The following is a 13,900-nucleotide window of genomic DNA, read 5'->3' as shown; positions in this document are numbered from 1 at the left end:
CCTACGAAACGCCCTAAAAACGGGAGCTTAGGTGCATTTTCGTTATGAAATAACGAGAAAAAACCAGGCAGTTATGAAAGTTTACGACATGAGCAACTAATTATTACAATATTTATGAATATTACTCATTTTATGTAGTTATTAGATCACGTGAAAAGGGATTAACTTTCACGTTTTTTTTCTATTTTTTTTATAAATGACGCTTTCGCTCCGCCATTACGCCTAAAAAACAGAAGATACTAATCACCAGAATCGCAAGATAGTTTGCTGAAACTTGCCTTAACAAGGACTCTATTAAAGGTTGTAGCCATAAGGTTAAAATACCATAACCAAATGTACACATAAGGATAAAAACAAGAACTCTCGCGACAAAGTGCCATCTATAAACTAGTTGTTTAAGCAGTTTATTAACATTATCGCCGTAAACGACTAAACAAGTTGCAACTAAAGCGAGAGAAATATCAGCCAGATAAGGCCTCATCAAGGAAACCAGTTCGTGGTTAAGTTCTAAAATAAAGTTCATGGATGATTGGTATTCGCTTATCTGCATTTATCTAGTGCAGAAAATTAATTTAGGGTCATGTTCTCAAATAAATAGCATAAAAACATGACAACTAAAAACCCATTCCTTTATAAGCTGTAAATGAATGATCAAAGCCTATCTTTTAATGCCTGAACATTAATTTCACCTGATACCGATTTTCTTTTAGGGATTAAATCACGATAAGAGATGCTAACTTCATAAGTTGTATTATGCAGCTCGACTAAAGTGCCATCTGCAAAACGCCATTGTGCTCGGCCAAATCCATCTTTAACAAAACCCGCCATAGGGGGCCCATATTTCTTAAAGAGTAGATTACCAAGAGAACTACGCTGTTTTACATTTTCAACCATTCCATGCAGTTCAATTCTCTCTACAAAATTATAGTTATTGTAATGCACTGAAATCTGCCTAATACCCAAGATCCCTTTATCGCCCAAACTGTAGTTTGCTTTTCCTGCTTGATAACTAGGGTAAGGTGACATACCCATGCTTCTTAGGTGTTTTTCAAATTCTTCTTGGCTTAAATCATTAATAAGTAAACCAAATAATTCAGCAGATTTAGCATAGCTCGGTGGTGGGGCTGTTTTCCCTAACTCGACTTCTTCAGCATTAACAGTAATAGAAACAAAAGCGAAGCTCATTATGCTGAGGCAGCATAAGGTGCGATAGAAAAACCAAGTGTTCATGAGAATAACAGCCGCAAAAAAGATTTGAAAAAGATTAGTATCTATAAGAGTAGCAAGGAATTTTAACCTTGCTTCTGTTATATTACATCAAGGACTTCCAACACAGGAGTTCAATCCCGTAAACAACTGTAAAATGAGGTAATAAATGGCGCTAGTTATTGGCGTTACTGGTGTATCCGGTAGCGGAAAGAGCCGTCTTTGTTCGCTATTAGCGGAAGGTCATGAAGATAAAATCACGGTTCTATGTCAGGACAATTTTTATAATGGCTGTGGCAGTATAGATCCTGATGTTTATAATTTTGATGACTTAAGCTCTTTAGATACAGAAAGCCTCACTTTAGCTATTCATAATTGTAAAAATCGTCAACAGCCAAATGAAATACCGATTTACGATCACTCAAAACACAGCCGTGTTGGTTATCGTAATCTTGAGCCAACCCATGTTGTTTTGGTTGAAGGCCATATGATGTTCCAAGATTCAGGTATTCGCGATGCCGTTGATTATCTACTGTTCGTTGATACTGATCTTGATATTGCAGTGGTACGACGCTTAAAGAGAGATATCTCTGAGCGTGGCCGTAATGTGAACGAAGTCACAAGTCGCTATATGCGACATGTTAGACAAGCAGCATTGAAAACATTAGATATCCGTAACAAAGCGGACTTTATTATTCCTAATAATAATAGTTTCACTAATGCTGCAAACCTTTTCCGTAATCATATTGATTACCTTCTAAAGGAAAAAGGCGCGATCTAATCTAGCTTGCCTAGCAAGCTAAAAAGCCGTGTAACAGAGTTACACGGCTTTTTTAGTTTCTGGTGTTAGTTCTTTGATATTTAGTTGTTAAGCATGGCCTTTAAAGCAGATAAAGACGCTTTACCCTGCTCCTTCTTAATCTTATCAGATTCATCGCCACGACCTTCCCATTGCACCACATCATCAGGCAGTTCATCTAGGAAACGGCTCGGCATACAATCAATCTCTTCCCCATACTGACGCCTTTTCGATGCTAAGGTAATGCACAAGGTGCGTTTTGCCCGAGTAATACCAACGTAAGCTAAGCGCCTCTCTTCTTCAATATCATCATTTTCAATACTGTTTCGATGAGGCAGTAACTCCTCTTCACAGCCAATCAAAAAGACGTGTGGATACTCAAGACCCTTAGAAGCATGTAAGGTTAATAGCTGTACCTTGTCCTCGTCTTCCTCTTCTTCTTGTCGCTCCAACATGTCGATTAATAACAATTTACTAATCGCCTGATCCAACTCTGCATTAGGATCTTCTTCCCAAGCACTTTCCATCATGCGCTGGATAGATTCGAGTAAGAAGCGTACATTCTCAATACGCCTTTCAGCCGCTTTTGGAGAGCTAGATTGTTCCTGAAGCCAGCCATAATAGTCCATATCATGAATCATCTGCTCTATCACAGGGACAGGAGAAGCGCCGGACAAGCGCCGTCTCAAAGAACTGATCCAATGCTCAAACTCACGCAAACTCTTCAAAGAACGGCCAGTAACCCTTTCTTCTAACTCAGCAAGCTCACAAGCCGCAAATAAGCTGACTTTATGCTCGGTCGCTAAGATCCCGACCTTCTCTAAGGTGGCAGGTCCGATCTCTCGCTTAGGCAAGTTAATAATGCGTAAAAAGGCATTATCGTCTTCTGGATTCACCAATAAGCGTAAATAGCTCATGAGATCTTTGATTTCTGCACGGGCGAAGAATGAGGTGCCACCATTCATTTTGTAAGGAATTCGATAAGCTTGCAGCTTAATTTCTATCAGGCGCGCCTGATGGTTACCTCGGTAAAGAATGGCAAAATCTTTATAGGGAATGTCATGCCTTAAATGACGAGATTGTATTTCAGCAGCCACTCGATCTGATTCAGATTCTTCATTTCGTGTCACCATAATTCGAATAGGGTCACCAATGCCCAAGTCACTCCAAAGAGACTTGTCATACACATGGGGATTATTCGCTATCAAGGTATTAGCTGCCTTAAGAATGGTCTTTGTGGAGCGATAGTTTTGCTCTAACTTCACCAATTTAAGTCCCTTGTAGTCCGTATTCAGACGCTCAAGGTTTTCAGGTCTAGCACCACGCCAAGCATAAATAGATTGGTCATCATCACCTACTAAGGTAAAGCATTTACGAGTGCCCGCTAAAATACGTATTAGTTCATATTGACTGTTATTGGTATCCTGACACTCATCCACCAGCAAATATCTAACCTTGCGCTGCCAACGCTCTCTTAAATCTTCAAATCCACTTAGCAAGCTTACCGGCAAGAGGATTAAGTCATCAAAATCGACAGCATTGTAGGCCCTTAAATAGCGTTGATACTGGCCATAAACATGAGCAGCTAACAGCATTTCATCTGAGTCAGCATTCACCACTGCTTCATTCGGCGGGGTTAAGTCATTTTTCCAGTTAGAAATGGTCATCTGACAAAAGTTAGCTTCATCAGCCTGTTCATTAAACTCTTTATCAAGAATCTCTTTAATCAGAGTAAGAGAGTCTTGCGAATCAAACAGTGTGAAACCCTGCTTTAAGCCCGCTTTCGCATATTCTTTACGCAGTATGGTTAAGCCTAAGTTATGGAAAGTTGAGATCTTCAAGCCTCGGCTTTCATCTTTACTCAACATACTAACAACCCGCTCTTTCATCTCACGGGCCGCTTTATTGGTGAAGGTCACAGCAACAATGTTAGTCGCCTTATAGCCACACTCTTGTATCAAATAAGCGATTTTAGTTGTGATTACGCTGGTTTTACCACTACCCGCACCTGCCAATACCAACAGGGGACCATCAATACGTTTTACTGCATCTAGCTGACGATCATTAAGGTTTTTCATTCGCTGGCGAATTGTTGGCGGGGCTTCTGACATGCTGTTAACTCAAAAAAGGACAATTGGGCAATTTTACATGAGTGAGGCATCAGCAACTACTTAAAAGCATATAAATTCCACCCTTTAACTTTATCTAATTTCATAAAGATACATTCAACTCATTTAGAAACGATTAGCTACAAATTCCTAACAACAGCGGCATATACGTAGCAAATAAACTGAACTAGCCTTTATTCATAGTCATTCAAAGGTCATTTATGTGAAGAAAAGAGCGAGCAAGATACTCATTGTTGACGATTATCACTCTAATAGGGTCTCTTTGGAGCGCTTGCTTAAACCTATCGATAATATACAGATCTTTCATGCAGAGTCTGGCAATCAGGCTTTAAGTTTAATCATTCACCACCAGTTTTCACTTATCCTACTCGACGTTAACATGCCAGAAATGGACGGTTACGAAGTAGCTGAGCTCATCACAAGTACCGAAAGTCATAAACATACGCCTATCATAATGCTTACAGCCCATACAGGTAACCAAAGCGCGCTAAAAGCCTATGATTCAGGAGCCGTAGACTATCTTACCAAGCCGATAGAGCCGACCATCTTGCTTAACAAGGTTGGCTTATATGTCACACTCGACCAGCTACAAAATAGGACTGAAAGGCTGAAAGCAGAAAAAGACGCCATCATAGAATCGATAGGCCAAGGCCTCATCAAGGTATCCCAAGAAGGGATCATTGAATTTGCCAATGCAGCAGCCCTAAGCTTACTCAATCAAACAGCGACTGAGGTTTTATCAACGCAATTTAATAAGTGGTTTACTCAAACAAACTGCACCGAAAATTTGTTTACTAAGATACAAACCCAGATTGAAGCCAACAGTGTGCTACAGCAAAAAGTGACGCTTAAACCATTTAATAAAGACGTCCATAAAATTGAGATAACTTGCTCGCGCAAGCAAACAGATCAAGACGATGATGTCATTATCTTATTTCAAGACATCACACAAAAGCAGGCCTATGAAGCAGAGCTAACACACCTAGCTAATTTTGATAGTTTAACCAAGCTCGCCAACCGAAATCACTTTAACCAACATCTGAATAAAGTACTGCTGGATACCCAAGACAAAGAGTCCAATTTTTTCTTATTAATGCTGGGGTTAGATGGCTTTAAAAAGATTAATGACACCTTAGGCCATAGCATAGGCGATAAACTATTGGTTGGCGTTGCCTCTAGAATTACGGAGAGTTTACCTTCTAATGCCTTTGCTGCTCGCTTAGGAGGCGATGAATTCGCTATCTTAATTCAGCACCCAGAAATTCATGCAGCAGAGAATCTAGCAAAACAGCTAGTACAACTTATTTCTAACTCATTCATTATCCAAGACCATGAAATTTACATAGAAACCAGTATTGGCATTGCAGATGCAAAAACCGGTCATTACGATAAATCCGTATTATTAAAATCGGTCGATATTGCGCTTAATGAAGCCAAATTAGCCGGTAAAAACCGCTTTAAACTATTCATTTCAGAAATGGCAGAGCAAAGAAGCTTACAAGCAAGCATTCAAAACAAACTGAGACACTTATTAGAGAGCCGTGCTCTAGTCGTCCATTATCAGCCTCAATTTAGCGTCAATTTAGGTGAGTTTGTTGGCTTTGAAGCACTCGCACGTTGGCCAGAACAAGGCTATGGTGAGCAAATTTCGCCAGGTGTCTTTGTCCCTATTGCCGAACAGTCCATCTTGATTCAAGAAGTAGGCAAACAAGTACTCATTCAAGCCTGTGATCAACTGGCACTTTGGCATCAAGAAAACAAGAATAAGCACCTGACTATTTCGGTTAACTTATCCGCTAAGCAACTTAATCACCCTCTCTTTTTAGAAGAGTTAAAAGACATTCTTTTAAAATACCATTTCCCTCTAGAACGGCTCATTTTTGAAATTACGGAAACCGCTATTTTAAGCAACAGCGAATCTATCATCACCAGTATACACAACTTAAAAGCCATGGGAGTTCGCTTGGCTCTTGATGATTTTGGTACAGGTTATTCATCACTAAACTATCTTCAGAAGCTGCCTTTTGATGCGATTAAAATAGATCAGTGCTTTGTAAGGCGACTAGGCTCATGTAAAAAAACAGAGGCTCTGGTAAAAGCCATAATCACCATTGCCGATGCGTGTAATATGGATGTGATTGCAGAAGGGGTAGAAAGCACAATGCATCATCAACAAGTGGTTGCTTTAGGGTGTAATAAGATACAAGGCTATTATTACAGCCCAGCTTTACCCATTCATCAGTTAGATGAATACTGTGTTCAAGCAACTCAGTTGCAATAAAAATGCGTTAAAAGAGCAGATAAAATAATAAGGCGGTTAAAACAGCTTTTTACGATAGATAGAGTTAACATCCTCCAATACCCTTTCAAAAGCGCCCAATTCATTAGTACATTCCAGACTTTCCCTATCACCCATCATGAAAAAACCTCGTGGAATAATGCTTTCATTAAGTACTTTGAGTGCACGCTCTTTTAAGCTGCTATCAAAATAAATCAACACATTACGACATAACACCAGATGCATTTGGGCAAATGCACCATCTTTCATAAAATTATGGTGTGCGAAGATGATTTTATCTCTCAAGGTAGGTGAAAATATAGCGGAGGTTTTATTGGTGCGATAATAATGAGATAGCTTTTTCTCACCACCACACAGCGTATAATTCCTTTGATACTCATTAAAGTTCGACAGAGAATAAATAGCCGCTCGAGCACTTTTAAGAGAGTCATTATTGTAATCCGTGGCATAGATACGACAACGATCAAGTAATCCAGCCTCCTCTAATAGAATAGCTAAAGAATAAACCTCTTCGCCTGTGGCGCAACCCGCATGCCAGATGTTAATTGAGGAGTAAGTGCTAAGCTTTGGAATGACTCGCTCTTTAAGGAGACGGAATAACTTAGGGTCACGAAACATACTAGTCACTGTGACAGACATATCTTGCAGAAAGCGATCAAAGAAATACTCATCATGCAAAATACAGGGTATAAGCTCACTCACATGTTGCTTCTTCTCTCTGGCTAAACAGTTCAAGATACGCCGATGCAATGATGGCTTAGCATAATGTCGAAAATCATAACCATACTGTTTATAGACAGCATCTAAAAACAGATCTATTTCTAACTGTTCAATCTCAGCGCTTAATAATAAACGGCTTTCTGAATCAATCTCTGCATATTCTGCCATCAGCTTTACACCATACTGGGTTGGTATAACCAAACACGTAAAATAGAAAGCAACATATCCATGTCTAACGGTTTAATTAAATATTCTGAGCCACCCGCATCAAGGCATTTTTGTCTGTCTCCAGGCATAGCTTTGGCGGTTAGCGCAATAATGGGAATCGATTGATAATCAGGCATGCCTCGAATGATTTGAGTCGCTTCCAAGCCATCCATTATTGGCATCATGATATCCATTAAGATTAAATCAAACGTCTCATCCGCATTGGTCACAGCATCAACAGCAGCTTGACCATTCTCTGCTTGAGTAATAATTAATCCCGTCTGCTCAAGCACCCGAGTAATGGCAAAAACATTACGCATATCATCATCAACAACCAAAACACGACGCCCTTCAAGCATGCTATTTTCATCATGAAGCATCTTGAGTTTTTCAGGTTGTACAGGTGTATGAGAACCGTCGATATGATTTAAGAATAAGGCGACATCATCTAATAACCTTTCTGGCGACTCAGAACCTTTAATCACAATCGAGATGGAGTGGTTTTGTAAGATTTTTTGCTCTTCCGAGTTCAGCTCCTTACCGGTATAAATGATAATAGGTGTTTTGAAGTTTTTGACCTTATGGCTTACTGCTTTCACTAGTTCCATACCACTTACATCAGGTAAACCTAAATCTAGAATGATGCAGTCAAAGCGTTTTTTATCTAGCTGTTCAAAGGCGTGCTCTGCATCATTTACACAAGACAAAGCAACTTCGTTTTTATCAATCAGATGTTGAATAGCGACTTGTGCATCCCGATCGTCATCCACAAGTAGAATCTGTTTAATTTCAGTATCAAGCGGTTCATCAGAGTCTTGTAGTAGATTGCCTATTTTATCGATTTCAGTCGGCTTTTGCAGATAGTTCATCGCACCTAAATGCATTGACGCTACCTTGTTATCACTCGCAGATAACACATGTACAGGGATGTCACGGGTTTCAATATCAGCTTTCAATGCCTCCAGTATTTCAAGACCATCTGCATCAGGTAAACCTATGTCTAATAAGATTCCCTTTGGCTTATATTTTTTCGCTAATATCAGCCCCTCTGTTCCTTTATTTGTTGCTATGACTTTAAAGTCGATCGACCTTGCATACTCGATGAGCACCTTAGTAAAAGTTTGATCATCTTCAACAATTAACAAACTCTTATCATTTTGTTTAAGCTGGTCTCTATCATCATCAAACCAAGTGCTAGTCACTTGATTAATAGGCTCTGGCGGAATGGCATTATAAGACGTCGTCACATCAGCTATAAGCGGTACATCCTCTCCTATTGCGCAAGGGATAACGAGTGCAAAACAGCTGCCTTTACCTTCTTCACTTTTTAAACGTATTTCACCTTTCAGTAACTGGCTTAACTCTTTTGATATAGACAGCCCCAGTCCTGTGCCACCAAACTCTCGGCTAGTTGAGCCATTAGCTTGTTTAAAGCTTTCAAAAACCAACTTTTGTTTTGATTCCGGAATCCCAATACCAGTATCTGTGACAGAAAATATAACCGCACGGCCATCTTGTAATTCAGTTGAACTGATATCGAGTTTTACTTCCCCTTGCTTGGTAAATTTAAAGGCATTAGATAAAAAATTCTTTAACACCTGCTCCACCCTTTTTTGATCTGTTTGAATCAGATCGGATATCGCTGGGTCTAAGGCAATGCTAAAACCAATATTTCGATCTCTTGCTATTGGAATAAAAAGGGACTCTAAACTATGACAAATGCCATTAAGGGAGGTCGTTTCAATACAGATATCTAACATGCCCGCTTCGACTTTAGACAAGTCCATAATATCGTTAATTAACTCTAACAATGAATGGCCACTTTTATTGATAATACTGGCCTCTTCCACCTGATCTGAGGTGAGATTACCCTGTTTATTTTCAGATAAAATCTTCGACAGAATTAATAAACTATTAAGCGGTGTTCTTAGTTCATGGGACATATTTGCTAAGAATTCAGATTTGTACTTGCTGGCTTGAGTCAACTCCGAAGCGCTTTCTTCTAATTCTTTTTTCGAAATCATCAACTCTTGCGCTTGCATGGTGAGAGACTCTTGCTTCTCCTCCAGCTCAACATTACTAAGTCGTAGCTGCTCACTCTGTTGTATCAACTCTTCTTCTGACGCCTTCAGCTCTTCTTCTGAAGACCTTAGCCTCTGCGCCTGAGCTTCAAGATCACTATTGACTATACCAAGCTCTTCTTGCTGAGCTTTCAACTCCAACACCTGGAATTGATTCAAAATCAATAACTCGTCCGTCTTCTCTCGGGAAATGGTCGTTTTTAGGGCGATACCTATAATCAAAGCGATATCATTTAAAAACTCAAAATGAGTAGCGCTAAAGCTACCTAAACTTGCAAGCTCCATCACTGCCAGTAACTCACCCTCAAACAAAATAGGGTAAAGCACTATCATTTTAGGCTCACCTGCTCCTAAACCTGAATCTAAAACCAAATAATTTTCAGGGATGTCTCTCACCACTAACATCTTTTTGTCAGCGATAACTTGGCCAACTAAACCCTCGCCTTTTTCATATTTCTGCTTGGCTCCTTCACCACGAGACAAGGCATAACTTCCAGTCAGGGTATAGGCTTGATCTTCTCTTGCTAGAAACAGTGCTCCTTGTTGGGCCCCTAGAATCGGAGCTAAATAACTTAAAATAGATTGACTCATCTGTGAGATATTTTGCTCTCCACTCATAGCATCATTAAGCCCATTTAAGCTCTCTTTTATTAACGCACTTTGCTCCAACTTAATCGCATCTTTTTTCATACGAATTACGAAAAAGCTAACACTCAGCACACCCAGGATAGAAATAGAAAACAATAGCCAAAACACACCTAATAGGCTGTTATTCGAATACTCAATAATTTTATTGAGAGGTAATGTGACTTCTAATATTCCCCTAACATCGCCTACCTGCCAGTTTTTTTGAGGCGAGTCTGGGTGTGAGTTATGACAGGCTAAGCAGCTTTCAGTCATCACATCTGCAGTGGCATATTTAAGTACAGGCTCTCCATCAAGCTCAAAAAACTCAGAATAAGCTCTGTCTGGGTTTGCTTGTAAATAAGACCATGCTTTTTTAGCAAATTCGCCTTTTAAACCACCAGCATCTTCACGAGAAGGAAACGGGTAAGGGCTATATAGCTTAGAGCTTGCATCGCTCTGAGCTCCAATCTGTTTACCAATTAACATACTAAAGGTAGCAGGAAGAGGGATAGCCCCGTCTTGTTTGTCATAATCATGGGTAACCAGCATTCCATGTTTGGAGGCAGCATCAACCACTTCAGACGAGTAAAGCGAGCGGATTTTTTTAAGTGCTCTAGTGTAAATGGAGGCACTGTTTAAGGCAGATTTCTGGGTGAGCTCTTCACTCAAATAGAGGGTATAGGAATAAAGGCCAAAGCCAGTAATGGAAACAAAGCAGAAAAGTGAAACTAGCAACTTAACAAAATGATTGAGATCTTTCTTTTTTTTCAAAGCACTCACTTCACGCGTCATAGAGTCACCACTATTTACCGATAAATGTATTAGCTTGAATTATATGAAATTAATTACATCTTGCTTGGCGTGGCAATAAATTCACACAATTCAGCCAGTAATGTCGCCTTTTGCAATAAAACAAAACAATTGGAAACAATCACTGACCAAAGAGAGTGAATATAAAAACCTTAACAATCCTCCAATATCATCTGGGCGCCTTTTTCAGCCACCATCATCACAGGGGCATTGATGTTGCCCGAAGTAATATTAGGAAAGATAGATGCATCTATGACTCTCAATGCGCTGATACCATAAACTCTCAGCCTATCATCGACAACAGCATCGTCTGGGTTTGGCCCCATTTTGCAAGAACCGCACAAATGATAGATAGATCCACCTTTCTCTCGAAAGTACTGCAACATACTCTCATCATCATTTACCTGGGATAAGGTTGGAATCACTTCCTCTTCGGTAATCTTCTGCAAAGCTTTGGCCTGCATCATTTTACGAATCAAGCGGCTTCCTTGAATAACTTCATCCTTATCTTTTTGGGTCGACAAATAATTTGGCTTGATCAAGGCCGCGTCCAAAGGATTATTAGAAGCAAGCTCAATGGTGCCCGTACTAGTAGGGCGACAAGCATTAAATGCCAATAAAAAACCAGAATAAGGCTCGGGCTCTAAGCTGGCATTAGGATCCACCGGAATCTGATAAGACATAGGGTTAAAGTAGAGCTGAATATTAGGTTCAGCCTCTTGCTCATTGCCTTTAAAGAAGCCACCTGCCTGATTCACACTCATAGATAAAGGACCCGTGCGATTAATCACATATTCAATCCCAGCTTTAATCTGAGAAGAATAAGATAAAAACACATCATTTAAAGTCTTCACCTTAGCGCGATAGTAATAACTCACACACAAATGATCCTGTAGGTTCTTCCCTACTCCTGGCAAATGCTGCACAGTCGCGACGTGTTTGGCCTCAAGTTCGTCTTTATCGCCAATACCTGATAGTTGCAGAAGCTTAGGTGAATCAACAGCCCCCGCACACAGTATTACCTCTTTGTGAGCCTTAACCTCGACTAGCTCGCCTTCATGACGTACCACTACACCAGTTGCACGGTTAGCCTCATCTAGCGCTGCCTTTTCATTTAGCACTATCTTTTCAACTTGGCTAACACGCCAAAGAGTGAGGTTGTCTCGCTTCAAGGCTGGCTTTAAATAAGCAATGTTACTGGAGGATCGTTGACCATTTTTGATGTTGGTCTCATATACCCCAGCGCCTTCAAATTCAGCCCCATTAAAATCATCATTTAAGGAATAACCCAACTCTTTCGCCGCCGCCAGATAATCTTGGCAGATGGGGTGGGCCCCATCTTTCATTGGGAAGATACCTATCTTGCCTTGATCAGAATGATATGGTGTCTCACCAAGCGGGTGCTGCTCTAGTTTTTTAAAGTAAGGCAGTACATCTTGATATGACCAACCTTGATTGCCGGCCTTTGCCCAATCATCAAAGTCAGAGGCTTGGCCACGCACATAAATCATGGCATTGATCGAGCCTGAGCCACCTTGCACCTTACCTCTTGGGGCGTACAATTTACGTCCAGCCATTTCCTTTTCGGCTTCGCTGTAATACATATAATTGTATTTTGGGTTGTAGTAAGTTTTACCAAAACCCACAGGCAGCTTGATCCAAGGAGAGACATCTCTGCCCCCCGCTTCGATCAATAAGACCGAGTGTCGTCCAGATTCGCTCAACCTGTCTGCCACAATACAGCCAGCAGACCCAGCGCCCACAATAATAAAATCAAATTCCATCATCACTTCTCCGGAATATGTTTCCACTCGGTCCCTGATTCTCGTTTCACATCATAAGGCCTTGGATCCATGGAAAGGTGCAAAGTTTTACCACGATAAGGAGAGCAAGCTTTGACTGTCTCCATATTAAGCTCAACCCCTAAACCAGGCTTATCAGAAGGAATAATATAGCCATCCTGCCAATTGATCTTTTCTTCCAGCACCTCGGCATGAAAACCATCCCAAGTGCCTATGCTTTCTTGGATCAAGAAGTTTGGCAAGGTCGCCGCTAATTGAATGCTCGCAGCCGCACCTACTGGACCGTTATAAAGATGCGGTGCGATTTGGGCATAATAGGCTTCGGCCATTCCGGCAATTTTCTTACCCTCTAAAATGCCGCCTACTCGGCCTAGGTTCATTTGCAAAATCGAAGCCGCATTGTGTTTTAGAACATCATGGAATTCATACTTAGTCGTTAGCCTTTCACCTGTCGCCACTGGAATGCTAGTTTTAGCTGCGACTCTTGCCATCGCTTCACTTTGGCCTGGCGGTACTGGTTCTTCAAACCACATAGGGTCAAAAGGTTCCAAATGCTTCGCCAAACGCACCGCTGAAGCGGGTACCATCTGCCCGTGTGTACCAAAGAGTAAATCACAGCTATTACCTACAGCTTCACGAATACGACGACAAAAGGTGGCGGACTTTTCCATGGCTTCAAGGGAAATCATCTGTCCAGAATAAGCACTATAAGGGCCAGCTGGATCAAATTTTAAAGCAGTGAAACCACGCTCTTTTTCAGCTAAAGCACATTCAACAGCCAGCTCTACATTGTCGTAGTTATAGTCACCGTTTTTATCCTTAGGATAGAGATAAGTGTATGAGCGTAGTTTGTCATTCACCTTGCCCCCTATCAGCTCGTAGACTGGCTTACCCGCTGCCTTACCAATAATGTCCCAGCAGGCCATCTCCAAACCACTGACAATCCCCATCATGGTTAAGTCAGGTCTTTGGGTAAAACCGCTTGAATAAGCTTCCCTAAAAAAGCGTTCGATATGATGCGGATCCTGCCCTTTTAAAAAGCGCTCAAATACGTCTTCTATGGCTTTCACCATCACCTCTGGGTGAAAGGTAGCAGCGTAGACTTCACCAACCCCTTCGATGCCAGCATCTGTTTTCAGGCTAACAAAAACCCAATACATACCCCCTACATGAGGCGGTGGCGTGGCAACAATATGAGTATCGCAATGGGTTACTTTCAT

Annotated in this window: 9 protein-coding genes; 2 read left to right on the top strand and 7 right to left on the bottom strand. The window is 40.8% G+C overall.

What is annotated here, in order from left to right; all coding sequences use genetic code 11:
- Nucleotides 1–190: 190 nt before the first annotated feature.
- Nucleotides 191–523: a DUF3392 domain-containing protein gene (locus tag Q0A08_RS18725; protein ID WP_438462986.1), complete on the bottom strand. Its 333-nt coding sequence runs from the start codon at nucleotides 521–523 to the stop codon at nucleotides 191–193.
- 128 nt (nucleotides 524–651) lie between these two features.
- The gene (locus Q0A08_RS18720) at nucleotides 652–1,230 is read right to left on the bottom strand and encodes a uridine kinase (protein ID WP_438462985.1); all 579 of its coding nucleotides are present in this window, start codon (nucleotides 1,228–1,230) and stop codon (nucleotides 652–654) included.
- A gap of 145 nt (nucleotides 1,231–1,375) precedes the next feature.
- On the opposite strand from Q0A08_RS18720, the gene Q0A08_RS18715 reads away from it, so the two are divergent.
- Nucleotides 1,376–1,987: a uridine kinase family protein gene (locus Q0A08_RS18715; RefSeq protein ID WP_438462984.1), complete on the top strand. Its 612-nt coding sequence runs from the start codon at nucleotides 1,376–1,378 to the stop codon at nucleotides 1,985–1,987.
- A gap of 80 nt (nucleotides 1,988–2,067) precedes the next feature.
- Here Q0A08_RS18715 and rep read toward each other — a convergent pair whose 3' ends face one another.
- Nucleotides 2,068–4,116 (bottom strand): DNA helicase Rep, encoded by a 2,049-nt coding sequence (gene rep / locus Q0A08_RS18710; RefSeq protein ID WP_438462983.1) that lies wholly within the window; start codon nucleotides 4,114–4,116, stop codon nucleotides 2,068–2,070.
- A gap of 220 nt (nucleotides 4,117–4,336) precedes the next feature.
- On the opposite strand from rep, the gene Q0A08_RS18705 reads away from it, so the two are divergent.
- Complete coding sequence (locus Q0A08_RS18705; RefSeq protein WP_438462982.1) at nucleotides 4,337–6,415, top strand: EAL domain-containing protein; 2,079 nt, start codon at nucleotides 4,337–4,339, stop codon at nucleotides 6,413–6,415.
- Between the two features lie 36 nt (nucleotides 6,416–6,451).
- Here the strand turns inward: Q0A08_RS18705 and Q0A08_RS18700 are convergent, their stop codons facing one another.
- The 4 genes from Q0A08_RS18700 to Q0A08_RS18685 form a co-directional block, all read right to left on the bottom strand.
- The gene (locus Q0A08_RS18700; protein ID WP_438462981.1) at nucleotides 6,452–7,321 is read right to left on the bottom strand and encodes a CheR family methyltransferase; all 870 of its coding nucleotides are present in this window, start codon (nucleotides 7,319–7,321) and stop codon (nucleotides 6,452–6,454) included.
- Between the two features lie 5 nt (nucleotides 7,322–7,326).
- Entirely contained in the window at nucleotides 7,327–10,860 is a 3,534-nt protein-coding gene (locus tag Q0A08_RS18695; RefSeq protein ID WP_438462980.1) for a response regulator, read from the bottom strand.
- A 170-nt stretch (nucleotides 10,861–11,030) separates the two neighbouring features.
- Nucleotides 11,031–12,665 (bottom strand): GMC family oxidoreductase, encoded by a 1,635-nt coding sequence (locus Q0A08_RS18690; protein ID WP_438462979.1) that lies wholly within the window; start codon nucleotides 12,663–12,665, stop codon nucleotides 11,031–11,033.
- Complete coding sequence (locus tag Q0A08_RS18685) at nucleotides 12,665–13,900, bottom strand: mandelate racemase/muconate lactonizing enzyme family protein (protein ID WP_438462978.1); 1,236 nt, start codon at nucleotides 13,898–13,900, stop codon at nucleotides 12,665–12,667. Before Q0A08_RS18685 ends, Q0A08_RS18690 begins: the two co-directional genes overlap by 1 nt.

Source organism: Marinomonas sp. PE14-40 (assembly GCF_051623805.1).
GTDB lineage: Bacteria > Pseudomonadota > Gammaproteobacteria > Pseudomonadales > Marinomonadaceae > Marinomonas.
This window is presented reverse-complemented; position numbering and strand designations above follow the sequence as displayed.